Below are 26208 nucleotides of genomic sequence, written 5' to 3'. Positions count from 1 at the left end.
CTTCCGGCACTGTGTTTTTGGTGACGTTCATTTTGTATTTCTTTGGGGGCGAAGGCGTGCATGCCTTTGCATTTGCGATGATGATCGGCGTGCTGACCGGAACGTACAGCTCCGTGTTTATCGCCGCGCCAATTTTGCTGTGGTTCAAGCGACCGACGGTTGCCCGGGGCAGCATGGTCCGCACGGTTGGCGGCGGAGCGGTTCGCGCTACCGGAACTGCCTGAAACTGGCTGAAAATACCCGGCGGCGTAAAACTTTGCAGCCTAACGGATTTGTAGCGTCGCGCCGGTGCGCTTTATTGCGCCGCCGTTTCAGCCCCTGACCTTTGCCAAATGGCCAACCGATACGATGAAATGGCAGACTCTACCGGCTGCGCAGCTGGAATCCGCCTGGAAACGACAAGAGCGCAATCGTGGACCGTCGCAACAAAGTCATTTTGGCCGTTGTGGTTTTGGCCGCCGGCATTGCGCTGGCGTTTCAGTTTCGCAAGCTGGAATTTGCGAAACCACATTCGTCGCTGGGCGAGGCCTGGCACGGCGCGGTGCAGCCCGCCACGGACAATCCTGCGCCGCAGCAAGGGCAACGTGCCTCAGCTGCCACGGCATTCGATGGCCGCATCGAAGCGGCGCCGGGAGATGCCCGTGGCGAATCAAATTCCGATCAAGCGCATGCTCCAAACGGCACCGCTGGAGCTACCGCTGACTTTGCGCGTCAGGCTGCTCCGTCGAGCATCACCCCCGTCGGTCCACTCGTCGATTTGAACACTCCGGAGCAAACGCACACCATTGTCGATGGTGACACCCTACCGGGAATTGCGCAGCACTACCTGGGCCGTGCCGATCGGTATCCGGAACTGTTCGAATACAACCGCGACATTCTCCGCAACCCGGAGGTGCTTTCGATTGGCGCGGAATTGCGCATTCCCAAAGTGGCGTTGCCAACTCAAAGCGTTCAAGAAAATGTTAGTGCGAGCCCCGCGGCGCCGGAAACGCCCCTTACACCGCTGATGCCCTTGCCGCCGATGCAGCCACCGGCCACTGCCAAAGCGATACAACCCGTTTCCTCTCAACCGGCAAAACCGCATACCTACAAGGTGCAGCCGGGCGATAATTTGGTCGATTTAGCCCGAAAGTTTTATGGCGACGGCCGCCGGTACGAATCGCTATACGAAGCCAATCGCAGCGTAATGCACAGTCCGGTCGATTTGCGTCCGGGCATGGTGTTGACCGTGCCATGAGCGGTTGCCGCTTGCAGAATGAGGCAAACCGTGGGGATTACTGCAGGGGGCTTTTCCGATTCATCCACGGATGCGCCGTTTTAGCGACTTGCTTCTCGATGAACATCAAAATCTCGGCGGTGGTATTGAAGTTTTTGGCCAGCAGCTTCGTCCCTTCCAAGCTGGTGGCAAACTGGTGGAACTCAATCGCCGGTTTGCCCGGTGCTTCGGCCGTGGTCGGCAGCGGCGTTTTTTCCAGCGCAGAATATAGCCGCTTGGCATCGGGGTAGATCTTAGGATCCTGCTGGCCTACTAAAATCATCCACGACACCTGGCTGGCAAAATCGCGATCGGCCACAGCCGTTCCAATCGTTAGCCCACGAAACGACCACTCCGGCGAAAGCAACACCAACGCCTTCACATCTTTCCCCTGCTTGCCCGAGGCCAATGGCTCCCACGACCAATCACGGCGGGCCCAATTAATGGCGACAGCGGCCCCCATTTCGGCGCCAATTAGCACCAGCTTGTCGATATTCAGCTGGCCTGCATTGTTTTTATCCATGAGAAACTTTTTGCAGGCTTCCACGTCGCCGCTGGTATCGACATCGGAATGGGCCATGGCATCAAAATCTTGCCGAATCATCAGCGCCTGCTCAATTTCCACGTCGTTGCCCTCCGACGTGGTGCGGCGAGTACTCTGGCCGTGACCGCGCAAGTCGGGAGCCAGAACCGCACAGCCGGCCTCCTGCAATGCAACCGCCAAATCGTTGAATTCCGCCCGGCTGCCTTTGAACGAATGCAGCAAAATCACCGGCACGGCGTCTTTCTGCGCGTCTTTTTCCAAGGGAGTGGGATAAAACGTGGCCGAAAGCTGCACGCCATCACGGGTCTTAAAAGCCACGGCAACCGGCGGCGGAAGTTTTTTCTTCGGCGCAGACGGCACGGTGGGAACCGGCGTTTGCGGGGGAATTGTTATTGTAACTGGGTTGGTTGCCGGCGCAGCAGGTGCAGTTGATTTTGCAGAATTTGGCGGTTGTGTTTGAGCGACGGCGCAATCAACGACGAACCATACTGCCGCAGTGCAAGCAAACCCAGCAAACGTGAGCCCGATATATTTCAATGGCATGTGTTCCGCCCGAGGCATTTGGGGTCCGCCGCAATTTCAAAAACCACCAAGGCAACGCTTGTGGCCCGGTACTTCCATCGTAGATGGCCGCAAAGATAGCGTCAATGAAATACACAACCGCAACCGTTGGCGGCGAATGTGCCTATGATGCCCGGCCGATTGCTGCACCCTGTTCACTGTAAGTTGGCATCGATGCCGAAATCTTCCAGCGAATCGTGAGAATAGAAGTGTCTGCCGATTTGCTCGGCCAGCACGTCCAGATATTGGCGACGGAATTCTGCTTCCGATTTTTCCGCAGAGGGAATCGGGGTGTTCGGCGGATATAACACGCGCGGCATGGCATTCTCGTACACTTGCTTGCCGCCGTTTTGCATATCGTACACCACAATGCGCATGGCAGCATTGCCTTGCAGCAGCGTCGGGCCTTGCTGCAGCGAGAACCGCTCCAGCTCGATGCCGACCACCATGTCCGCCTTAAGTGCTTTGCCGACTTCGGTGAATTTTTGCCAGGAGTTTTCGTCGGTCCACTCCGAAACTTCGCGTTCGTCGACGACTTTGATTTTTTTGATTTTCTTTTGCAATCTCTCGGCAACATCGCGAGTCAGGTCGCGCGGCACCGTGGAATCAGCAAACTGCAATTCGACGACCGGCCGACAAACGACCACCACGCGCTTGGCTTCCAAATCCTTAAAATCCGCCGGCGTGTCGTCGGGATTCATGTTGTATAGCGCCACCGACATCCAGCCGCAACCGGCCGGCAACAGGATGGCCAACAAGACACCGTATTGGAACGATCGCCAGACCTGGCGCGAACGAGTGCGATCCATCGCAAACCCTCGAAATGAAAAGCTTGGGCGAGAAGAGGGGCGAAAGATACTTGCCCCCTGCCGTTGCCGCAAGGTCGAATCTGTCACGCCCGGTATGCTAGCACGAAGTTCCACCGGCAGCATCGACAGCAAGACTATTGGTTCAATTCACTTTCCCGCAGCAGCAGGCGGCGGATGGCGGTGGCGCGGCCGGTGGATTCATCGATATCCACAATGCTGCCGCTCAAACGTACGTCGCCGGTGGCTACGTCAAACGCCGTGGGAGTAAAAGTCAGCGTGGTTTCCAATACCCGATTGATCTGCCGGCCCAAAATGCTTTCGTAGGGGCCTGTCATGCCCACGTCGCATTGGAAAGCAGTTCCCCCGGATAAAACGCATTCATCGGCGGTTGGCACATGGGTATGCGTGCCCAACACGGCCGAAACGCGGCCATCCAAATAGCGGCCCATCAATTGTTTATCGCTGGTGGCTTCGGCGTGAAAATCGAGCAGGATGACCTTGGCATCATCGGGCAATGCCGCCAAAACTCGATCGGCCGCTTTGAACGGACAATCGACCGGACGCATAAAGACGCGCCCCAGCAAACTGAACACGGCACAGGAAACGCCGTTGCGAGCTTTCACAACGGCGTACTCGCGTCCGGCAGCCTCCGCCGGATAGTTGGCTGGCTTGACGATGTGGGCGTCGGTTTGCAACACGTCGAACACTTCTGCCCGACGATAAATGTGATCGCCCAGCGTGACCACGTCGACGCCAGCGGCAATCAGTTCGTGAAAAATGGCAGGGGTAAGCCCCGACCCGCCGGCCGCATTCTCTGCATTGGCCACTACCAGATCGAGCCGTTCACGCTCCACCAGAGGGTGGAGGGCCCGGCAGACAATGTGCCGCCCCGGCTTGCCCACGATGTCGCCAATCAGCAGTATCCGCATGGAGGTAAGTTCGTGGTTAACGGGCCAGTTCCGTCACTCGGGTTTCCCGAATCATGGTAACTTTAATTTCGCCGGGATAGGTAAGCTGCTGCTCGAAGGCGTTGGCGATGTCGCGGCAGACCTTGGCAGCCGATTGATCGGTAGTGTCTTTGGAACTGGCGATCACGCGCAATTCGCGGCCGGCTTGAATGGCGAACGCCTGCTCCACGCCGGGAAAGTTTTTGGCGATCGATTCCAATTCTTCCATCCGCTTAATGTACCGCTCCAGGGTTTCGCGGCGGGCTCCAGGCCGAGAAGCACTGCAGGCATCGGCGGCCGCGACCAGTACGGTGTAAGGATGATCGATGCGGATATCGTCGTGGTGACCCAGCGCTGCATGGACGACTTCCGGCCCTTCGCCATAGCGCTTGAGCAATTCGGCGCCGATTTTGGGGTGACCGCCCTCGGCCTCGTGATCGGCGGCCTTGCCAATATCGTGCAGTAAGCCACACCGTCGGGCCAGATTGCCGTCTAAGCCCACTTCCTCAGCCAACATGCCGGCCAGGAACGCCACTTCGATGGAATGCCGCAGCACGTTTTGGCTGTAGCTGGTGCGGAAGCGCAGCCGGCCTAACAAGTGGACAATTTTCGGATTGAGCCGGCCGACTTCGGCTTCTTGCACGGCTTCTTCGCCGAACTTTTGAATATGCTGCTCCATTTCGGCCTGTGTTTCGTTCACCACTTCGTCAATCCGCGAGGGATGGATGCGGCCGTCGGCAATGAGCTTTGCCAAAGCCGTTTTGGCGATTTCGCGGCGCACAGGATCGAAACCGCTGATAATGACCACGCCGGGGGTATCATCAATGATGACATCCACGCCGGTGGCTTTTTCGAAGGCGCGAATGTTGCGGCCTTCGCGGCCGATGATGCGGCCTTTCATTTCGTCGTTGGGAATGTCGACGGTGCTGGTGGTAGTTTCAGCCGTATGGCTGGCGGCATAGCGCTGAATGGCGGTCACCAAAATCTCCCGCGATTTCGCTTCCGCAATTTCATGCATTTTGCGTTCGTGCTGCTGGATAACGGCCCCCTGCTCATTTTGCAGTTCGTTATCGAGCATTTCCAACAACCGGCGGCTGGCTTCCTCGCGGCTGAGACCGCTCAGTTGGTGCAGCGTTTGCCGTTGTAAGTCGAGCAGTTTTTGCAGGTCTTCGTTGCGGCGGTTGGTGTCTTCAATGCGCTCGGCCAGTTTGCGCTGGGTGGTTTCCACCATTTTTTCCTGTTTGCGCATCTGCTCTGCTTGTTGCTCGGCGGCATCCTGACGCTTATCCAATGAGCGTTCCCGTTCGTGCAGTTCCTGGCGCATTTGGGACAATTCTTTTTCACCGGCGGCCTTTTGCTGGATGGCGTGTTCCTTAATTTCCAGCTCGGCTTCCTTTTTGCGGTTTTCGACATTGCGGTTGGCCTCTTCGACAATCCGCTTGGCTTCGGTTTCTGCATCGCGGCGGGTCAGACGGTCCAGCAGGCGGACCATGGCAAAGGTTAGGCCGGCAGCCAGCACCGCCACAATAATTACAACTACGGCTTCGGAAGGCATGTTCGCTCGCTCCCTCTGTGCGTATGTTTGGCATTTGAGTGCGGGCGTGTCTGCCGCTGCTGCAGACTACGACAAGGCCGCCAGCGCTGGACCAAGCCGCTGCCATCGGCGACAAGCATAACGCCGCGGTTTGCCAATTGATGGCCTCAAGAAACGTGGCCGACAAACAGGAAGCTGCTCGTCTGGCCGCAGTTGCCCAAGCGAAATTTAATCACCAGCGAAAAAATGGTCCGGCGGTTGATCGCTCCCCACGGATCGCCGTTTCGCCGTTTTCGTGCGCCGCACCAGGGGGACGCGCACACAAGTGATATTCCGGGGCTTGTTGCATCCAACCAACAAAAGATCGGCGGGGAAATGTCGTCAGGCTGTTTTGCGCGGGAGCAAATTCCGTCGGCCGCCAGGCGAACAGGGGTGACGAAAGCTTTCCGCCAGGCAAAATGCCCTGCAGAAAACTCCAGATGAAAAGCAACCACTCCATCTGCTCACCGACCTTGAGATTTGGTTAGCTCGTTCTCACAGGCACATTGAATCACAATTGGGAAAACCGAAGCGAATGTCCACGCGCCGCTGGCCCACTTGGTCTGCTCCGCGCACACTCAAACTGGTTTAGGTTTTCTCGGTCAGGTGGCATTCCGCAACCGCCGAAAGCATGCGCTCCTCGGCCGCGCTTGAACCACCTACTGTTAGAATATCAAAGTTGGCTTAAACTGCAACGGGATTATGGCCTTCGACCGGCGGCAGCAACCTTTTCCGACGCTGAATTTAGCGGCTGGAACCGGTCGAAACGCTTGTCCTACCGATGGGTGGGCCAAAAATCGGCCTTTTCCGCACCAGAAACTTAAATGGAAACTGGTAAAACACGATCGCCCGAGCGACATTTGGCCGCGAGTTGGCCTCCTGGGGAATGGCGCGACCTGACGGTAATGGTCGCCGTTTCCGGCGGCCCCGATAGCGTGGCGCTATTGCGGGCCATGCATGCGTTGAAGCTGGAAACCGGCGGCTCAGGACGGCTGATGGTGGCGCATTTCAACCATCATCTGCGGCCGGAAGCCAATGACGATCAGGTCTTTGTCAGCGACTTGGCCGCACAACTAAAACTGCCGATCTTCCACGGAGAAATGGACGTTGCCTGTTTAGCAAAACTCCAAGGCGATGGCTTGGAGGCCGCGGCGCGCGAGGCCCGATACGAGTTTTTCCAGCGCGCAGCCGAATGCCAGGGCGCTCGGTACGTGGCGACGGCCCACACCGCGGACGACCAGGTTGAAACCGTGTTGTTTAATATTTTACGGGGCACAGGGCTGGCCGGGGTGGCAGGCATGCCGCGAGCCCGAGCGTTGGGGCCAGCTGTATCATTGATTCGACCCTGGTTGGAAGTGCGCCATGGAGAAGTGGTGCAATACTTGGACAAACTTGGGCAGCGTTACCGAGTTGATCCCACGAATGCGTGCCACGACTTCGCCCGTAATCGACTGCGGCACGAGTTGCTGCCGCTGTTGCGCGAGAAATACAATTCTAAGATCGACGGCGCACTGAGACGGCTCAGCCAACTTGCCGGCGATGCGCAACAGCTCATCGAACGGCTCGCGAAAGAATTACTCGACCGCTGCTTGGTATCTGCGCAGAACTCCGAAGTGCGATTAAACCTTGCACCGCTGGAAAATGTCGACCGACATTTGCAACGCGAAATGTTCGTCGCCCTGTGGCGGCGCAGCGGTTGGCCGCTACAAAGCATGGGCTTTACGGAATGGAACGCTTTGGCACAAATGGCACAGGCGCCGGAGTCCGGCGGCAACCATTTATCCGCATCGAAGCGAGTTTTTCCCGGCAACGTTGTCGTCACAAGCCGCAGCGGCGAACTTCTGCTCGCGCGACCATCTTCGTAACCATCAGCGATTCACAGCCTCCGTCACGCCTCGCCTGGTCCGGCGGTTCCGCCAGTGAATTCTTTGTCTCTCGCTGCATGGCCCGTCAATACCTGCGCCTGATAACCGCCTTTTGAGCGGAAGTAGATGATCAAAATCAAATAACAGACAAACATAATGCAAGGGAACACGGCCATGCTTGCCAGGGCTCCCTTCTTCGCGGTTTTCTCCGTAGCGGCAATTTCGTCCTGATCCGCTTTGGGCAGCGCGCTGACCTTGGTCGGATCAACCGATTCGTAGGTGCCGAACACGCTTTGCTTATCGGCGTCGGCTTTTACTACCGCATAAAGGGCCGGTTGTTGCTGTCTCAATTCGCTGGTCGTAGCTTTCTCTTGCAGCAAACCGATGAAGGGCATGCCCAACACGCCGACGGCTAACATGCCCACTCCGCCCGTGGCATTAAGCGTGAGTGCGCCCCCTTTGGGAAATTGTTCAGAGACCACGCCCAGCATCGTGGGCCAGAAGAACGATTTGCCCACGCCGTACAATGTGGCGGCGGCGAAAATCGTCATTCCGGCGGCTTTCGACAGGAAAAACAATCCACAGGCAGCCAACACCGCGCAGACTGCTAACAAACCCAGCGGTGACAACTTATGAACAATCGGTCCGGCAGCTAACCGCAAGATCAACATGATAATCGACGTGTAGACGAGCACCCAGGCCGCGTTGTAGCCCAGATGCTCCATTTCAGGGGTCATCAAACTCGTAATCCAATTGTCGGTTCCCAATTCGGTCGTAGCTAACGGAAACATGATCAGCAAAATAAAGATAAACATTGGACGGCCGAAGGAGCGGGCTGCGGCGCCAAAGGCGAGAACAATGACGGCGGCAATCACAATTTGCAGCGTGTTGCTCGCCCCAAAGTCTCCCCCCACTTCCCGAATGATCAACGGAAACGCTACCAGCGCGCCCAAAATACCGAACTCGGCCAGCATGTCTCGGTAGGAGCTGCCGGCAGCCACACGCTCGTTCACAGGAAACTTGCACGAGAGCATCATCAGGCCGTAAACCACAACTGGCAGAAAGATCATCCCGACTTTCCATTGCCAAGCGATGCTGCCCATGCCGATGGCGATTAGCCCTGCCAACACCAAGCCGCCGGGCCAGCCGGCGTGCAGCGCGTTGAGCCACTTGGTTTTGTCGCGCGAAAACATGGTGGCAACTACTGGATTCACGACCGCTTCCACCGTACCGTTGCCCAGCGCGAAGATCAAATTCCCGATGTATAGCATCCAGTAACCGGTTTGTTGGCCGGCAGTAGTTGCCTCGGGTTTCGCTCCTGGAGCGGCCAACACCAGCGGCGCGCAAACCACAACAATGACGTAACTCACATGCGCGAGAAAGGCAAACACCATCGCGCGGCCGTAACCGATTTTGTCGATGAACAGACTGAACAGAATGATGCTCACGGCAAACGGCCAAATTCCCGCGCCGTTGATTTGCCCTTTCTGAACCTCATCGAGACCGAATTGAGCTCCCCACGTATCCAGCAGCGATCCACGAATCATGAAACCAAACGCAGTGGCGACCAGCGCAATCCAACAGGCCCAAAACAACCGGCGATCGTTGCGATTAATCATGTGACCCTCCGCCTGAGTCAAATTTTTGCCTAATCACGACAGCAATGCTGGCGCGGGAATAGGCCGTGAGTATAACCGCGAAGGGGCTATGTAAATCAAGGCGATTTGCAGATTTCGGGCAAAGGCGTGTCGGATTCAGTCCACCTTGACCCCTATTGGCAGCGGGACCTACTATACGCGGCCTTTTTGCGCGCCGAAGTGACGGCGGCGCAAAGGTTTCGTGTCGCGGGACCGGCGCTTTCCGCGCCGGCGTTTGTCGTGCTGCGCGATTTTTTCAATGCGTGTTGGTTTGCCTTTAAATGGGGGCTCCTGGCTGCGCTGTTAGCGGCAATCGGTTTGGGGCTTTATTTTTACGGCCGGCTGAACGACGAAATTCGATTGCGCGTGCAGGCGAAAATTGCCGCGGCTTATCCGAACCTCAAGGTTACGATTCACTCGGCGCAGCTTCTGGACCGGCAGGGAATTGAAATCCGCGGCTTGGCGATTAGCGATCCGCGCCTGACCGGGGCCGCAGCAGAACTGGCCTACTTCGACGAAGTGTTGTTCTGTTGCCAAACGAATCTGACAGAACTGTTAAAGCACGAGCCGAAAATCACGCGCATCATGGTTCGGCGTCCGCGATTGCAGGCTTCACGCCGACCGGATGGTTCTTGGAGTTTGAGTCAACTGCTGCCGCTGCCGAAGCTCAGCGAAAACAAAGCCGAAGTCCAAATCGAAAACGGCCAGTTTCTGATTTTCGATTCGCAGCGAAATCCTCCGGTCACCTATAGCTTCCACGATATCAACCTCAGCCTAAAGCCGTCGGGCGATGCTGCAACCGCCGACGGGGCCACGTACGAGCTGCGCGGAGCCCTGGCGGGCGATCACGTGCAGCAAATTCAGATTGCGGGACAATTGAACCGCGCAACGGGAGCCGTCGATTTGAATGGCACGGTCAATGGCATCGATATTTGTCCCGAGCTGATGGCTGCATTGCCACCGGATGAAGCCGCCCGCTTGCAACCGCTAGCGCCCTTGCGCGGCCAGGCGAACTTGCAATTCCACGTCTGGCGCGACCAGTTGCAGGCACAACCCTGGCAATTCGACGTAGCCGGCGAATTAGAATCGGGCCGATTCGATGACGCACGCTTGCCGCAAGCATTAGCCGATTTGCGCGCCAAGTTTCATGCCGACAATCGGGGCTTCCAAATTGCCGATTTAACCACCCGCAACGGTCCCAGCGCGCTGCGGTTAAGCGCGCGGATGGACGGTTTTCAGCCTGGCTCGCCCCTCATGGTAGAAGGGGAAGCGTTGCACTTGCTCGTGGGACCCATGTGGGAGCCGCTCTTGCCGCCAAAACTGCTGGAACAGTGGCGAAAATTCCAGCCGGCCGGCGAGGTGAACATCAAAAACGCGCAAGCCGCATTCGATGGCCAGCATTGGCAGTTAAATGCGACCGTGGAGTGCTTGAATGTATCGCTCATGTATTACAAGTTCCCGTACCGCGTGGAGCATGGCAATGGAACGCTGCAATTAACCTGCGATCCGAAAACCCGGCAAAATCGCGTGACGCTTGATTTAGTGGCTTTCGCCGGCAGTCGGCCTGTGAAGATCGCCGGCGAATTCATCAATCCGGGACCGGAGTTTACCGGCGGGCTTTCGATCAGTGGCACCGGCATGCCGTTCGATCAAAGCTTATACAGCGCCATCAGCGAAGTGCAACCCAAGGCCAGCGATGTGGTGCAATCGTTGCATTTGGGTGGCGCGTTTAATTTTCGCGTCGATTGCCTGCGCGACGATCCGCATAGCATCAACATGCATCAGCATTTGCAGGTCGAGCTGGACCATTGCTCGCTACGTTACGATCGTTTTCCCTATCCGCTGTATAACGTAGTGGGAAAATTGGAAATGATCGATGGCCACTGGGCGTTCCGTGGCCTGGAAGGAGCAAATCACACCGGGCACGTCACCTGCGACGGCAGCGTGACGCCCGTCGGCCAAGGCGTCAGCCTGGCATTGGAATTCAAGGGGCGCGATGTCGTGCTGGAAGAAGAATTGCGCGACGCCCTGCCGGTCCGCATGCAACCCATTTGGAACGATATGAAGCCCAAGGGCTCGTTCAACTTGCTGCAGGCCGATGTCAGCTTCACCTCGGCCGATAAGCAATTGAAAGTTAAAGCGGCCGTGCAACCGGTGGGCGAAACGGTTTCCATCGACCCCACGTATTTTCCGTATCGCTTGGAAAAAGTTCAGGGCGGCATCACGTTCAGTGAAGACCGCTGCGATTTTCAAAATTTACGAGCCGTGCACGATCGCACGCCAATTTCCGCCACCGGCTTTTGCGAACATGGGCCGGATGGCGCATTCCATTTGCACTTCGACAATATTTACGCCGAGCATGTGCGGCTGGATGCCGACCGCGATTTAATGATCGCCCTGCCGGTGCGACTGCGTAAGGCCGTGGTGCAATTGAATCCGACGGGTTTTATCACCTTAAACGGCATGCTCGATTTTTGGGGGCAGCGGCCGCCGCTATTGCCCAGCGGCGCACCGCCGGCGGTGCTGGGAGATTGCCGCGTGGTCACCCAGTGGCAAAACATGCAGTTCGACATCGAGCAGGGAACGTTGCACACGGGCGTCGAAGTGGAAAATATTCACGGCGGCGGCGTGTTCAGCGGCAGCTTCGATCCGAATCGCAACGATGGTCAGCGATTGATTACCCGGGGCGAATTGAATCTCGATTCCGTCACCTGGAACAATTTCCAATTCACCAATGTCGTCGGGCCGGTGTATGTGGACGACCGGCAAGTGATTGTGGGAGCCGATGCCGACCAGCCGCCGCCAGGCCGTTCGCCACGGCATTTATTCGGCAAGTGCTATGGCGGCGGGGCGGAGGCCGATGCCACGGTGGCTTTGGACGATACGCCCCGGTTTGCGGTGCAGGCCAAGCTGAACAAGGTCGACATGAATCGGTTTTGCATTGAATCGGTTCCCGGTCGGCAAAAACTCAAAGGAAATGTCGACGCCAGCATTCGCTTGAGTGGCTCCGCGGCGGGCTTGCACACGTTGAACGGCGACGGCCAAGTGCAACTCACGAATGCGGATATTTACGAGTTGCCTGTCATGGTGGCGCTGCTCAAATTCCTGAATTTGAAACTGCCCGACAAGAACGCCTTTACCAAAAGCGACATTGCGTTCCACATCGACGGCGAGCACGTGATTTTGAAAAATATCGAGTTCAGCGGCGACGCGATCAGCTTGGTTGGCGACGGTGAAGCAAATTTGAACACGGACATCAATCTCAAGCTGCAACCGATCGTCGGCCGCAGCGATTTGCAATTGCCCGCCTGGAAACGGTTGATGAGCGGAGCCAGCGAACAGATCATGCAAATTCACGTGACGGGCACGCTGGCCGATCCACACCCCAAGCGCGAAGCGTTGCCAGGGATCAATCAGGCATTGCAAACGATTCAGACCGGCATGCAGCCACAAAATCGCACATTGCCGCCACCCCCGAATATGTCGTCAACAGGCACGCAGCCTCTTTCTGGAATTCAAGAAGTGCCGCTACGTTAAGGTATGCTTGAAATGTCCACTAGCGAAGTTGAAGTTGCCTCACTCGGTGAGTCTGTGGAGAACAAATTATGAGCATCGGATCACTCGGCTTTGCCGGCATTGGCGCCGCCACGCCGCTGGCCCAGGCGAAAGGCACGGATACCGATCGAGAGGCTCAAGAAACGACCGCGCAACAAACCCAGCAGCAAACCGATTTACAAGCGGAACAAGCGGCGGGCATTGGCCAAACCGACGGCGACGAACACGAAACCGAAGAGCGCGATGCCGACGGCCGACGCCCTTGGGAATTGCCGGCCAAGAAAAAAAATGCAGCAAAAGCTGCGGAAACCGCTTTGCCCTCACTTCCGCCCGTTCCCAGCCGGGACGCCACGGGCCAATGCGGCAACACGCTCGATTTGACAGGCTGAACATTTCATCGCCTTCGGTTGTCTATTGCTGGTGCTGCGGATAAAATCCCGCATTCCGTTTGTCGGCTTCCCGCGCCTCGTATTCTTTCACTCCCCGCGCTCTGCATGCGTTTCACCAAGATGCACGGCATTGGCAACGATTATGTGTATGTCGATTGCTTCGCGCAACCGGCGCCGGCCGATCCTTCGGCTTTGTCGATGAAAATTGTCGACCGACATTTCGGTGTGGGCGGCGACGGGCTGATTTTGATTTGCCCCTCTGAAAAAGCCGACGTCCGAATGCGGATGTTCAACGCCGACGGCAGCGAGGCGGAAATGTGCGGTAATGCCGTGCGTTGCGTGGCGAAGTATGTATACGATCACGGCATTGCCAAAAAGCCCACGCTCAAAGTTGAAACCGGCCGTGGCGTTCTGTCGCTGATCTCAAAAATTTTAGACGACAAGGTGCACAGCGTTCGCGTCGACATGGATGAACCAATCTTAGAAGCCGGGAAAATTCCGGTCGCTCTGCCCAATTATGGCAGCCGCGATCAAATTGTCGCCGTGCCGCTGGTTGAATTTAATGTTCCGCTGGTTGGCGCCGGCTGGAAGAACGATTGCGGTCTGGATCCACACATGACCTGCGTTTCCATGGGCAATCCACATGTGACGATTTATTGCCAAGATGTGATCGCGGTTCCCCTGTCTCAGGTTGGTCCAACATTAGAGTTGCATCGAGCGTTTCCGCAGCGCATCAACGTTCATTTCGTCCAAGTTCACTCGCCGCAGGAAGTCACCATGCGAACTTGGGAGCGCGGCAGTGGAATTACGCTGGCTTGCGGCACCGGCGCAAGCGCAGTTTGCGTGGCCGGCGTGCTCACAGGCCGCACGGGGCGGAAAATTTTGGCCCATTTGCCCGGCGGCGACTTGGAATTGGAGTGGAACGAAACCGACAATCATGTTTATATGACGGGCCCGGCCACAGAAGTGTTTAGCGGCGATTGGCCGGATTGAATTCCTGGTCCTGGAGTCACTCGCCTGCGGGCTCGCGGCTAAACCGCAAGCGGAGTCCGCTTACCTCCCAGTAAAATCGTACGTGGAAACTTCCCTTGGCACGGACGCCATGAAAATAGTCAAACAGTTTCTGAATCATGTCGGAGGGCTTCTCGCATCGGCCGCCGTGCGCCGTTGGATGAGCACGCTGGAATACAAGTGCGCGTACTACGACGAATCGGTCGATCCGGTAAAGCCAAGCTGCCGTGGCCAGAAGATCTATATCTTTTGGCACGAGTACATTCTGTTTCCATTGTATCTGCGGGGAAATTGCAATCTGACGATGCTGTTAAGCCGGCATCGCGATACCGATGTTCTCAGCCGCACGGCCTACCACATGGGTTTTGAATTCGTGCGCGGCAGCACGAATCGTGGCGGCATGGCCGCACTGCGGGAGTTGGTTCGCCGCAGCCGCAACATGAATTTGACAATTACACCCGACGGCCCTCGCGGACCCCGGCGGACATTGGCGCAGGGGCCAATTTATTTGGCGTCGAAGCTGGGCCTGCCGATTGTGGCAATGGGGTTTGGCTACGATCGGCCGTGGCGCATTGGCACGTGGGATCATCACGCCATCCCGCGGCCATTCAGCCGAGCGCGAGCCGTGGTTAGCCCAGCCATTCATGTACCCACGGATTTAGATCGAGACGGGCTGGAGCGTTACCGATTGCATGTGGAGCAGCTGATGAATCGCCTGACGCTGGAAGCCGAGGCTTGGGCGGAATCGGGCACACGCAAAGTGGAGGAATTGCCGCTCCGCCGCGAGCCCATTTGGCGCGGCCATGCCCGCCTGGATGTGCCGCACGAACACATTGCACCGCCTAGCATTAAGTCTGCATTGCAAAATCTAGCCGTGAATCAACGCAAATAAATGCGGATCGCGCTTGGAAGCAGCTCTCTCTGGGGCTAGGAACGAGCCACTTGCGAAAGAATCGCGAATCGCAAAAATCTATTGGCGTCCATTCGCGTTCATTGGCAGTTAATTCTTAAGAGCTTCCGTGACCTCCGATATTCAATCTGCCGCTGCGTTGCCGGTACTGACGGTTTCGCAGTTCACCGATGTTCTCAAGGAAATTGTCGAGAGTGCATTTCCGATCGTGTGGCTGACGGGCGAAATTTCCAACTTCACCCGCCACACTCCTTCCGGCCATTGCTATTTGACGCTTAAAGATTCTCAAGCTCAAATTCGGGCTGTGATTTGGAAAGGGACTGCGCAACGCATTCGTACGGAACTGCACGACGGGTTGGAAGTGGTCGTCCGCGGGCATTTAGATGTTTACGCACTCCGAGGCGAATACAAGTTAATTGTCGACGACCTGCAATTGAAGGGATTGGGGGCTTTGCAGCTGAAGTTCCGCCAGTTGCACGAGAAGTTGACCTCGGAAGGGTTATTTGCGGCGGAGCGCAAGCGGCCACTGCCGGCATTTCCGCGCCGAATTGCGTTTGTCACCAGCCCTACCGGAGCGGCCGTGCGAGATTTTTTGGAAGTGTTGCGCCGGCGCTGGCACGGGGTGCATGTGATCATTGCGCCGGTGCGGGTGCAAGGCATTGGAGCGGCCGAGGAAATTGTCGCAGCGATTGAAGCGGTCAATCGCTTGGCGCTGCCTGTCGATATTTTGGTCGTCGGCCGCGGCGGCGGAAGCTTGGAAGATTTGTGGTCGTTCAACGAAGAGATTGTGGTTCGCGCCATCCACGCTTCGCGGATTCCAGTGGTATCCGCAGTGGGGCACGAAATTGACGTGACTTTGGCCGATTTAGTGGCCGATGTTCGCGCGCTAACGCCCAGCGAAGCAGCGGAACGCGCCGTGCCAGCAATGGAAGCAATTTACGCCACTCTGCGCGACCGGCAAAGTCGATTGCTGGCCGGGCTTCACAATCGCTGGCAAGATGCGCGGCAACGATTGGAAGCGGTTGAATCGCGTCCGCCATTCAAAAAGCCATTTGACCGGCTGCACGCTCTCGCGCAACAATTAGACGGATGGCAAACGCGCTGTGCTCGAGCAGTGAGTGTGTTGCTGGAGCGAACAAAGCATCGCACCGCGGCGATGGCTGCCCATTTGGAATCGCTCAGCCCGTTGGACGTGTTAGCTCGCGGCTATAGTTTGACAACGCGCGCGGCCGACGGCCAGCCTGTTTTTGATGTGGCGCAGTTGAAAGCCGGAGAAGCTATTCACACTCGGTTTGGCCGCGGCGCGGCGGTAAGTCGAGTGGAGCAAATTATCGAAGCGAATAAAAGCGGTTAGCGTCGCCGGCCACGGCGGCAGGAAGTGCGAAATTGCCGGAGCAAAATCAAAATTCGTCTGCCACGGAACCGCCTTCCTTCGAGCAAGCGCTGGCTTCGTTGGAGCAAATTGTGCGTGATTTGGAGGCTGGTGGCCTGGGTTTGGCCGAATCGCTGGCGCGGTACGAGGAAGGGGTCAAGCTTCTCAGGCAATGCCATGGGCTTTTGGAGCGTGCCCAGCGGCGAATTGAATTGCTGACCGGCGTCGATGCAGCGGGCAAACCGTCGACGGAGCCATTTGATGATCGGGCGACATTATCGGACGCAGCCGATCCGCCTGGGCGTCCCCGGCGCGGTGGTAAAACGGAAAAAAAGTTGCGTGAGCAAATTTCCTCGCCGGAGGCAAACAGGGAATCTGCTAGTCCCGCGGTGGACGAACCCGGCAGCTTATTTTAGAATAGGCGCTTGGTGTGTAGTAGTATCTTGTAACTTGGGACATAATTGGATTGCAATTCCCGATTGGCAAATTCACCCCGAACTGGATACCCCACCCCCTGACACTTCTTCCCATGCTTTGTAGTTCCGCCCTGTTGATGGAGCAAATGGCGGCCGCGCGACAAACGGTTGACGCCGCGTTGGATCGCTACAGCGATTATTCTGCCGATTGCCCGGTCCGGCTGCGCGAGGCCATTCGCTACAGCTTGCTTGCTCCCGGAAAGCGATTGCGGCCCACGCTGGTGCTGTTTGCCGCGGAAGCTTGCGGCTCTAGCTGGGAAGCCGCACTGCCTGCCGCGTGTGCCGTGGAAATGGTGCACGCGTACTCTCTTATTCATGACGATTTGCCAGCCATAGATAACGACGACCTGCGTCGTGGCCGTCCAACCTGCCACAAAGCGCACGGCGAAGCCGTGGCAATTCTGGCCGGCGATGCCCTCTTGGCGCAAGCATTTGAAGTTTTGGCTGCCGAGATTTCACGATCGGCTGTCGCCGCGAAGTGCTGCGCCGCTTTGGCAGAGGCTGCCGGGGCCACTGCGCTGGTTGGCGGGCAGACCGATGACCTGACCCTGGAACATCTGCCCGGCGATGTGACCGCGCTGGAAAACATTCATCGACGTAAAACCGGCGCGTTGTTTCTGGCGTCGGTGCGGTTAGGCGGATATGTCGCCGGCGCCGACGAAGCCCAGCAGGCGGCGCTGGATCGCTTCGGGCGCAAAATTGGCTTGGTGTTTCAAATTGCGGATGATTTGCTCGACGTCGAGGGAAGCGAAGCAGACCTCGGCAAGCGGGTTGGTAAAGATTCGCAACACGGCAAATTAACATTCCCCGGCCTACTGGGAATTGAAGAAAGCCGGCAACGCGCATTGCGGCTCACTGACGAGGCCTGCGCGGCGCTGGCGCCACTAGGAGAAAAACGCGCCGGACTGGAAGTCCTGGCGCGCTACGTGCTGGAAAGGAACCGGTGAAGCAAATTCGCGTATCTTGGAATTCAAAACTCGAATTTCAAACGAAAGTTGCGCCGCCCAAAGCCTTTCCCAAACCGACGGATCTACCATGAACACGTTGCTCTCCAGCATTCATTCGCCGCACGATCTCGTCCAACTGACGGAAGCGCAATTGGAGCAGCTGGCCCAGGAAATGCGCGAAGCCTTGTGCAATTTGGTTTCCAGCCGCACGGCGCATTTTGCTTCGAATTTAGGCGTGGTTGAGCTGTGCCTGGCGCTGCATACGGTGTTCGATTTCAGCCGCGATCGACTGATTTGGGACACCGGCCACCAAATTTATCCACACAAGCTCGTCACCGGACGCTACGAGCAGTTCCACACCATTCGCAGCAAGGGAGGCCTGATGGGTTACCCCAACCCTCAGGAAAGCCCCTACGATTTGTTCATGACCGGGCATGCCGGCTGCAGCGTTTCGACGGCCTTGGGCCTCAAAAGCGGCGATGAACTGTTGGGCCATAGCGAGCGATACAGCGTTGCCGTGATTGGCGATGGCGCGTTCCCCTCCGGCATTGTGTTTGAAGCAATGAACAATGCCGCCGGCCTCAAGAAAAAGCTGCTTGTCATTCTTAACGACAACCAAATGTCGATCTGCCCACGCGTGGGTGGGTTAGCGGCATATCTCGATCATCTGCGGATGAATCCGTCCTACTCCGGGTTGAAGCACCGGGTGGTCAGCCTGCTCAATAAAATTCCGGTGTTGGGCGATCCGGTGGAGCGGCTGCTCGGGCAGATTAAAGATTCCTTGAAGGCCGGCTTGCACGGTGGAATGTTATTCGAAGAACTGGGCTTTCGTTATGTTGGCCCGGTCGATGGGCATAATATCGCCATGCTGAGGCGGTATTTGAAAATGGTGAAAGATGTGGATGGCCCCGTGCTGTTGCACGTATTTACCGAAAAAGGCCACGGCTTTCAGCCCGCCGCCGCCGATCCGGTTTACTTCCACACGCCGGCTCCGTTTGAACGGTCGGCGGAAAAAGTCATCGCCATTAAATCCAGCACGATGAAGGCATACACCGACATTGCCAGCCAGGCGGTATATCGGCAGTTGGAGCAAAATCCGCGGGCGACCGTGATCACCGCGGCAATGTGCCAGGGAAACAAGCTGGAAGCCGTGCGAGATGCCTTCCCGCAGCGGTTTTTCGATGTTGGCATTTGCGAATCGCACGCCGTGGCTTTCGCTGCTGGACAGGCAAAAGCCGGCTTGCGGCCAATCATCGATATTTACAGCACGTTCCTGCAACGCAGTTACGATCAACTGTTCCAGGAAGTGGCGCTGCAAAATCTGCCCGTGACGTTCTTGCTAGATCGCGCCGGTTTGACCGGACCCGACGGGCCCACGCATCATGGCTGTTTCGATTTGGGATACCTGCGATTGTTGCCTAACATGTTGGTGTTGGCTCCCGGCGATGCAGTCGATTTGCCCCCCATGTTGGAATTTGCGCTTTCGTTCCCCGGTCCTGTCGCAATCCGTTATCCCAAAGCAACGGCTGAAGATGCCGGGACATTTTGCCGTGCGGAAATTTCGGATCGAATGCCTGTCGAATTGGCTCGGGGCGAAGTATTCGAATGGGGCCGCGATGGCATCATGCTGGCCTGCGGTACGTTGTTGACCCACTGTCTGAACGCCGCCGAGACGTTGCGAGCCGAGGGTTTGGATATTGGCGTCGTCAACATGCGGTTTGTTAAGCCGCTGGATACCGAAGTGGTGTCCAAAGCCCTCGAAAGTAGTCCGTTTGTGCTCACGGTAGAGGAGGCCGCATTGACTGGCGGATTTGGCAGCGCCGTGTTGGAAACGGCCGCCGACGCCGGATTGAACGCGGCCCACGTTACGCGCTGCGGCATTCCCGATCGATTTATTGAACACGGCGAGCGCGCCGAACTATTGGCGAGCTTGGGGCTCGATGCCAACGGCCTGGCGCGCACGTGCCGCGAATTGGCCCAGCGCGCCGGCGTGTTGGGCGAGTCTGCCAATCGCGCAGGCTAAATAACAGCGTGCAGGCTTTAATCTGGCACGGCCGTGCGGGCGGCTCTTTTCTGCAATCCAGCGGCCGTCTATGATCGAAGTTGGAATCGAATTCTCCATCAACTGCTTTCCGCGACTGGTTCTGTGCCTCAATCTCGCCCCCGTGTCATCGTTTTGGCCTTGGGACAAAAGCCCAAGATCGCCAAGGAAGCGCAACGGCTTCGCCCGCTGGTGGAGCAAGTGGCAGACATTGTTTTGTTCGATTTAGAATTCCAGGCCGATCTGTCGAAGGTTGAAGCCGATTTCGCCATTGTCATGGGAGGCGACGGTTCTATTCTCCGAGCCGCCCACCAAATGGGTTACCGGCAGCTTCCCATTCTCGGAGTCAATTTAGGGAAGCTGGGTTTCCTGGCGGACCTGTCGCCAGGTGAACTTTTGAGCGTGCTGCCACAGGTTTGCTCAGGCCACTGCAAGGTTTCAGAGCATTTGATGTTCGAATGCCGCGTGTTGCGGGCGGGCAAAGTGTTCAAGCACATGCTGGGGCTAAATGAAGTTTGCATTCTTGCCGGCAAACCGTTTTGCATTCTCGACGTGAACCTTTACGTTGACGCAGAATTGGTAACCACCTATAGTTGCGACGGCTTGATCGTGGCCACGCCGATCGGCTCTACGGCGCACAGCCTGTCATCGGGTGGACCGATTTTACGGAAAGATTTGCAAGCATTTGTGTTCCTGCCGATCAGTCCGCACACGCTTAGCAATCGTCCGGTGGTCGATTCAGCCGAACGGGTGTTCGAGCTCGCCGTAACAGAGCCTCATGCGGGCACTGCGGTTGTGGTCGATGGCTTGGAATTGTGCGGTTTGGCTGCGGAAGATCGGGTGCGTGTGGAACGCGCCGAGCCGAAGTTTCAGTTAATTGAAGTGCCAGGCCGCAGTTACTACCGCACCTTGCGAGAAAAGCTCGGCTGGGGCGGGCGGCTGCGGTCGGATGACAAACGCTCATATGATGAGTGACAAATGACGAAATTCGAATGCTAAGAAAGTTCGAATTTCGAAGCTCGAAAGGAGTCGAGTTTCATGCTTTCACGTCTGGGTGCTTTGGCCTGCTGTTTGATTTCACTAGCCCTAATCAATGCGCGCATCTTGACGACCGTGCTAGCGGACGATTCGGCCTCCCCTGCCCCGCCGACGGGTCCCAAATATAACCTGCGTTATAAGTTCCAACCGGGCGAAGAAATCCGCACGCAAGTTTGGCACCAGGCGAACAGCGAAACCACGATTGCCGGCACATCGCAATCGGCCGAAAGCACAAGCGGCTCGGTCAAAGTGTGGCGTATTAAATCGGTCGAGCCAGATGGCACGGTCACTTTCGAGCATTCTGTCGAAAGCGTCGAAATGCGGCAAAAGCTGAGCGATCATCAAGAAGTCACTTACAACAGCAAAACCGATAAAGAACCGCCGCCCATTTACGCTGCCGTGGCCAAAGAGGTGGGTGTGCGGCTGGCCGTGGTCACAATCGATGCGAGTGGAAAAGTTCTTAAGCGGATCGATCGCGGGCAAAAAGCCGCCGCCGCAGATCCGCAATCGAGCGATATGGTAGTGCCCTTGCCCGCGGGGCCAGTCGCCGTGGGGGAAAGTTGGGACGTGCCGCAGGACGTCACTATTTCGTTGGAAGAGAACGAGACAAAGCTCATCAAAACTCGCCAGCATTACACATTGGAAAAAGTGGTCCATGGCGTGGCGACAATTTCGGTAGCCACCCAAGTGCTGACGCCAGTGAATAATCCCGCGATTCAATCGCAACTGGTGCAACGGTTGACGCAGGGGACCATTCGCTTTGATCTCGATGCCGGACGCGTGCTTTCCAAGCAGCTCGACTTGGACGAGCGGGTATTGGGCTTCCACGGAGCCGACAGCAGCGTACATTTTGTCGGCCGGTTCACTGAGGAGGACGTACCCTCCATTCCGAAAACCGCTGCCGGGAAATCGTCGAGCGCGAAAAAATAGCTTGCCGCGCGTCGCTTAGCGCAAGAAGCGTTTGGCAATGATCGCAGTGATGCGGCGTCCGACTCGGGCCAACAGCAGTGTGGCTTCTTCGCCGCCATTTCCACAGGGCAACAATTCGCCGCGAACCTGTTGCGGATCGAGCGGCACGCCTCGCTTTTTTACTTCCAGCCGGCTAATACCGCGTTGGGCTAGCCACGATCGAAGTTTATTCACACGATAGGGCATGACTTCGACCACTTCGAAGCATGTCAATCCTCCGTGGTCAATGGGCTTGTCGGCGGTGAAGTATGCCACGCCCGGTGCAAAAGCCAACAGACCATGCTCTGCGGCTACAGCGCCTTCGATTTTCGCCGCCAAGATTGCCGCATCGGGCTCAAATACATACCGACCAATTTTTGCTGCCAGCGGACACTCGACGCCAGGGCTGCCGAAAAATGACGTCACAACGGATTTTGAATTCGAATTGACCTGGTCCGCTTTTTCATTTGCCGACGTTCGCAGCATTGTCGCCCGCCGCTGGCCAGGATATTGCGCCAGGTTGCCGAACCAGGCAACCAATTGCCGGCATTGGCGGCCGCGGCTGATCCATTCCAATTCTGCTTCGTTCCACCACGGTTCGACTAAGTCGGCAGCCGACGCCAATTTGATCGCTGCATGTGGGCAAGCTGTTAGCATCCGCTGCAAGATTTCCGGCCCGGGTTCTTGCAGGGCAATTTTTGTAACTCGGCCGCCCGAGGCTCGACGATCAGGGTCAATGTGCCAGGCAGCAACTTGCTCGAGCACATGGCCAGCGTCAGAGGCGTCTGTTACATCGAATTTCACTCCTGTTTTTGGCGGAGACTCGCTGCATTCCAGCAGGGACCGAACATTTGTCTCGGCCAATAGCACGGCAACACGATTTCGGTCAATCGCCCACGCCGGACCACGCTGAGAGAGCGCCAACAAGTCGCCGCCGATGCCGCAGCACAAATCGGCCAACGGCATGCCTGGCAGAAAACGGCTAGCTTTATAGCGGGCCACATGTTCGTCGGTAGCTTGCTCTAAAGCCAAAGGGGTAAAGAACATCCGCTGAGCCTGCGAAAACCTTTCACGGGCCCGGCGGCGAAGTTCGAGCTGTTCCAACAGCAATTGGACCTGGTGTGGCGGCAGTGCCTGGCGAAGTTTTGAAGTCAGTCCCACCAAAGTCGTATCGGCTGCAGCAGCCATGGATGTGGCCTTCTCCAGCCATTTGCCCCCGTCGGGACCTACCAGCCAGCGGTAGCCATCTAGTAAGCCCTGCGAATTGATGGAATTGGGCATTGCTCGGGAATCCAGCACCGTAAAACCGTTGTTTGACACAGTATTTCTGGCCAATTAAAATCGACGTAGGTTGTTAATTTGAAAAATCTTACGCTCAAATGGCAACCGGCCGGAACGTGGCATTGCGGCTCCTGGATGCCCGGCCCCCCTGTGGGGCTGTCGCAAGCGGCTAAATGCCTACCGAACCGAAAGCTCGCCCTGCTCTCCTCGTGAGGAAATTTCCCCATGGCTGCTCGTGAAAATCAAGGCCTGCAAATTGCGCTCATCATTTTCGTCACGTTGACCGTTTTGCTCAGCCTGACGACTTTTGTCTTTTTTCGCAACTATCAGAACGAACAGCAGAAGGCCAACGCGGCACAAAAGGACGCCGGCGATGCAAATCAAGCCTTGGCGAATGCAAAAACCGAGCGCGACAAGCTGGTACAGTTCAGCGGCCTTCCGGCTCCCGACGATAAAAAAACCGGCGATGACGCCATGAAGGACGCCGCAGACGCCTGGGACAAAGATATGAAAGCCTTCCAGGCGTTGCGCACCGGCGCCCTTCCCGACGACGAAAAAACGTACCGCAAAATGATCGCCGGGCTACAGAGCATTATTGGCTCGCAACATACGGCGTTGGAAAAACAGGCTTCGGATTTGCGCGACGCCAAAGTCGATTTTGACCGTAAAGCCACCGATTACGATACCAAAAAGAAAGACTTGGAAGAGGAAAAAAACAAGGCCGTGGCCGATTATTTGGCCGAGCGAGCCAGCAATACCGAGCACGTAAAAAAGCTGGAAGATTCGCAACAAGGACTATCCGCGACACTGCAAAAGCGCGACAAAGAAATGGAAGCGGAACGGAACGATTTGCACGGCAAACTTGCCGAACGGGATAAATCGATCGACACCCTGCGAAAACAGCTCAAATCACGCGAAGCGGAAATGAAGGATTTACACGGTAAATTCGCGGTCAATTCTCAGCCCAGCGGCAAAATTGTGTGGGTCGATCAACGCAACAATATCGCCTATATCAATCTGGGCAGCGAAGATTTGTTGCACAAGCGAGTAACGTTTGCCGTGTTCGATCAAAACACGACCGATCCCACGGCCGTGCATAATAAGAAGCAAGGCATTAGCGCTACGGAGTCGGAAAATCAATCTGTGGTCAGCGAGGCCAAGCCCAAGGGCGTACTGGAAGTAATTGACATCACCCAGCCGCATCTGGCCGAGTGCCGCATTTTGCAAGACACGCCGTCGAATCCACTTTTGCCCGGCGACATGATTTACACCCCGCTGTGGCGACCGGGACAGCCCGCACATTTCGCGCTGGTTGGTTTTTTTGATCTCGACGCCAAGGGAGTGAACGAAATTCAAAGAATACGCGAAATTGTCCGTACCAATGGCGGCATCATTGATGCGGAAACCGACGAAAAAGGCAATGTAAAAGGCGCCTTAACCCCCACCACACGGTATGTCGTCGAGGCGGACACCAATCAACATGACGGCTTTAACGGCGCCGGCGTGACCACGCTGCTTCACGATGCCGATACGTTGGGGGTAGAAGTCATCGACCTGGCAAAGTTTTTGGACATGATGGGCTACTCAACCAACGGCACACTGGAGTCGGCTGCCAGTAAACAAAGAGTTCGCATTCCTGAGGCGGGCGAACCGAATACCAATTTTCAGCCTCGTACGCCGCAGGAGCGCAACCGCGCCGCCGCAACGCAAACATCGTCGTAACAGCCGGTTCTTCATCTTTGCCAATCGGCGGACCCAGTTCTCCCGCGCCTGTCCCGCAAAAGATTGCTACAATCTCACGCGGTGCTGGGACGAATTCTTAAATTCTAGCGGCCAGCGGTGATGGAATGCACAAACGCTTAGGTCCGATCCTGTTCGTCGGATTGTTGGCAAATGCCTTATTTATCAAGAGCGTGTTTGCCCAATCGGGCAAGCCTGCAATCGAGACTTCTTCACTCAATAGACAAACCGCCAAAAAGTCCACTTACACGCCGCTACCGAGTGAAGATGCGGATGGCCATGTAACACAATCTCCGCCGATTTACGTCGATGCAATTTCCGACGAATTGCGCAAGGAATATCGGATAAATCCGTTCTACAAAAAATCCGCCACCATTGTCGGCATTCCGATCATCGGATCCGAGAAGGTTTCGGATTATGCATTTTTGGAATGTGCCTGGACGCTGGATCATTTGCTGCACGGGCGAACCCTGGCCCATGACGCCTTATTGGCCTGCAAGGTGCGCGTGGGAATTATTGCGGTCACGGAATACACGCTGGACATTCCAGAAAACCAACGCCCGCAAATGATCGCCCGCGGCGCCTATCACGACAGGCGTTCGCGTGGATTGGGTGGTTTGCCCTTGGCCACTTGCGCGGAGGAAAACCTGTTGAATCTGCGGGGCGACCCATACATCAAGGAGAACATTACCATTCACGAATTCTCGCACACGGTCGCCAGCGCCATTCGCCGGGTGAACCGTGCCTGGTACAACCGCTTGCGGGATGCGTATAACGATGCCCAGGCCAAAGGAATTTATGGCGACAGCTACGCCGGTACCAACGAGCAAGAATACTGGGCCGAAGGGGCGCAATGTTGGTTCGATTGTGCCAATCCTAAAAACGCCGGCGGCGCCAGCAATCGGGAACAGTTGAAAGCCAAGGATGCCGCGTTAGCGACTTTACTCACCGAAGTGTATGGCGACGACGACTGGCGTTACACCAAGATCATGAATCGCCCCGCCGCGGTATTGGCCGACGTTGCGCATTTGGCCGGCTTGAACCGCTTGAGCTTTCCTGTGTTCGATTTCGACAATTCGCCGCGAATTCAAGCGGCTGCCAAGCAAGCGGAACAAGGATCCCAGAACGGGGACACGGATGCCAGCTCAGGTGCCGGCAAGTCGGATGACAAGCCCATGACGCCTGCCAGATCATCGGCCAATTCGGGCGACGAACGGCCGAGCGGCAAATAAATCGGGATGCCCGTTCTGGCATGGCGGGTTCGCTGCCAGCGAAGCGCTGACCCAACCAACAACCGACTCTCGCAGAA

The 26208-nt window shown here is 56.7% G+C and carries 21 protein-coding genes; 15 read left to right on the top strand and 6 right to left on the bottom strand.

The annotated features are described in order from the left end of the window. A partial coding sequence (locus tag VFE46_12275) for a hypothetical protein (GenBank protein ID HZZ28770.1) occupies positions 1 to 224 on the top strand: 224 nt, incomplete at its 5' end. A 188-nt stretch (positions 225 to 412) separates the two neighbouring features. After that, complete coding sequence (locus VFE46_12270; protein HZZ28769.1) at positions 413 to 1237, top strand: LysM peptidoglycan-binding domain-containing protein; 825 nt, start codon at positions 413 to 415, stop codon at positions 1235 to 1237. 37 nt (positions 1238 to 1274) lie between these two features. On the opposite strand, the gene VFE46_12265 is transcribed toward VFE46_12270, so the two are convergent. The 4 genes from VFE46_12265 to rny all read right to left on the bottom strand — a co-directional run bounded on the left by VFE46_12265 (position 1275) and on the right by rny (position 5671). Next, positions 1275 to 2159, bottom strand: coding sequence for an alpha/beta fold hydrolase (locus tag VFE46_12265; protein ID HZZ28768.1), 885 nt, complete (start codon positions 2157 to 2159; stop codon positions 1275 to 1277). A gap of 356 nt (positions 2160 to 2515) precedes the next feature. Further along, positions 2516 to 3169, bottom strand: coding sequence for a hypothetical protein (locus tag VFE46_12260; GenBank protein HZZ28767.1), 654 nt, complete (start codon positions 3167 to 3169; stop codon positions 2516 to 2518). Between the two features lie 134 nt (positions 3170 to 3303). Further along, a complete protein-coding gene (locus tag VFE46_12255) occupies positions 3304 to 4098 on the bottom strand; it encodes a TIGR00282 family metallophosphoesterase (protein ID HZZ28766.1) in 795 nt (264 codons plus the stop codon). A gap of 16 nt (positions 4099 to 4114) precedes the next feature. After that, entirely contained in the window at positions 4115 to 5671 is a 1557-nt protein-coding gene (rny, locus tag VFE46_12250; protein ID HZZ28765.1) for a ribonuclease Y, read from the bottom strand. A gap of 842 nt (positions 5672 to 6513) precedes the next feature. On the opposite strand from rny, the gene tilS reads away from it, so the two are divergent. Beyond that, positions 6514 to 7554, top strand: a complete 1041-nt coding sequence (gene tilS, locus VFE46_12245; GenBank protein HZZ28764.1) for a tRNA lysidine(34) synthetase TilS — start codon at positions 6514 to 6516, stop codon at positions 7552 to 7554. A gap of 23 nt (positions 7555 to 7577) precedes the next feature. Here the strand turns inward: tilS and VFE46_12240 are convergent, their stop codons facing one another. Beyond that, positions 7578 to 9173: an MFS transporter gene (locus VFE46_12240; GenBank protein ID HZZ28763.1), complete on the bottom strand. Its 1596-nt coding sequence runs from the start codon at positions 9171 to 9173 to the stop codon at positions 7578 to 7580. A gap of 186 nt (positions 9174 to 9359) precedes the next feature. Between VFE46_12240 and VFE46_12235 the strand changes: the two genes are divergently transcribed. The 10 genes from VFE46_12235 (at position 9360) to VFE46_12190 (ending at position 21860) form a co-directional block, all read left to right on the top strand. After that, positions 9360 to 12728 carry an AsmA-like C-terminal region-containing protein gene (locus VFE46_12235; GenBank protein HZZ28762.1) on the top strand — a complete coding sequence of 1123 codons (3369 nt, stop codon included), beginning with the start codon at positions 9360 to 9362 and terminating at the stop codon, positions 12726 to 12728. A 68-nt stretch (positions 12729 to 12796) separates the two neighbouring features. After that, positions 12797 to 13135 (top strand): hypothetical protein, encoded by a 339-nt coding sequence (locus VFE46_12230; protein HZZ28761.1) that lies wholly within the window; start codon positions 12797 to 12799, stop codon positions 13133 to 13135. 105 nt (positions 13136 to 13240) lie between these two features. Continuing rightward, on the top strand, positions 13241 to 14128 hold the full coding sequence (dapF, locus tag VFE46_12225; protein ID HZZ28760.1) for a diaminopimelate epimerase: 888 nt from the start codon (positions 13241 to 13243) through the stop codon (positions 14126 to 14128). A gap of 109 nt (positions 14129 to 14237) precedes the next feature. Further along, on the top strand, positions 14238 to 15038 hold the full coding sequence (locus VFE46_12220) for a lysophospholipid acyltransferase family protein (protein ID HZZ28759.1): 801 nt from the start codon (positions 14238 to 14240) through the stop codon (positions 15036 to 15038). A 127-nt stretch (positions 15039 to 15165) separates the two neighbouring features. Then, a complete protein-coding gene (gene xseA / locus VFE46_12215) occupies positions 15166 to 16410 on the top strand; it encodes an exodeoxyribonuclease VII large subunit (GenBank protein HZZ28758.1) in 1245 nt (414 codons plus the stop codon). A gap of 32 nt (positions 16411 to 16442) precedes the next feature. Continuing rightward, the gene (gene xseB / locus VFE46_12210; protein ID HZZ28757.1) at positions 16443 to 16844 is read left to right on the top strand and encodes an exodeoxyribonuclease VII small subunit; all 402 of its coding nucleotides are present in this window, start codon (positions 16443 to 16445) and stop codon (positions 16842 to 16844) included. Between the two features lie 113 nt (positions 16845 to 16957). Next, positions 16958 to 17851 (top strand): farnesyl diphosphate synthase, encoded by an 894-nt coding sequence (locus VFE46_12205; protein HZZ28756.1) that lies wholly within the window; start codon positions 16958 to 16960, stop codon positions 17849 to 17851. 88 nt (positions 17852 to 17939) lie between these two features. Further along, the gene (gene dxs, locus VFE46_12200) at positions 17940 to 19874 is read left to right on the top strand and encodes a 1-deoxy-D-xylulose-5-phosphate synthase (GenBank protein ID HZZ28755.1); all 1935 of its coding nucleotides are present in this window, start codon (positions 17940 to 17942) and stop codon (positions 19872 to 19874) included. A gap of 123 nt (positions 19875 to 19997) precedes the next feature. After that, complete coding sequence (locus VFE46_12195; protein HZZ28754.1) at positions 19998 to 20867, top strand: NAD(+)/NADH kinase; 870 nt, start codon at positions 19998 to 20000, stop codon at positions 20865 to 20867. Positions 20868 to 20930: 63 nt separating this feature from the next. Further along, positions 20931 to 21860, top strand: coding sequence for a hypothetical protein (locus tag VFE46_12190; GenBank protein ID HZZ28753.1), 930 nt, complete (start codon positions 20931 to 20933; stop codon positions 21858 to 21860). A gap of 15 nt (positions 21861 to 21875) precedes the next feature. On the opposite strand, the gene VFE46_12185 is transcribed toward VFE46_12190, so the two are convergent. Next, a complete protein-coding gene (locus VFE46_12185; protein HZZ28752.1) occupies positions 21876 to 23159 on the bottom strand; it encodes a hypothetical protein in 1284 nt (427 codons plus the stop codon). Positions 23160 to 23384: 225 nt separating this feature from the next. Between VFE46_12185 and VFE46_12180 the strand changes: the two genes are divergently transcribed. After that, complete coding sequence (locus VFE46_12180) at positions 23385 to 24881, top strand: hypothetical protein (GenBank protein ID HZZ28751.1); 1497 nt, start codon at positions 23385 to 23387, stop codon at positions 24879 to 24881. Positions 24882 to 25006: 125 nt separating this feature from the next. Further along, the gene (locus tag VFE46_12175) at positions 25007 to 26131 is read left to right on the top strand and encodes a hypothetical protein (protein HZZ28750.1); all 1125 of its coding nucleotides are present in this window, start codon (positions 25007 to 25009) and stop codon (positions 26129 to 26131) included. The last annotated feature ends 77 nt before the right edge of the window (positions 26132 to 26208 follow it).

This window comes from Pirellulales bacterium, from assembly GCA_035656635.1.
Lineage (GTDB): Bacteria > Planctomycetota > Planctomycetia > Pirellulales > JADZDJ01 > DATJYL01.
The sequence above is the reverse complement of the archived record's forward strand: the minus strand, read 5'-3'. Positions and strand labels throughout refer to the sequence as shown.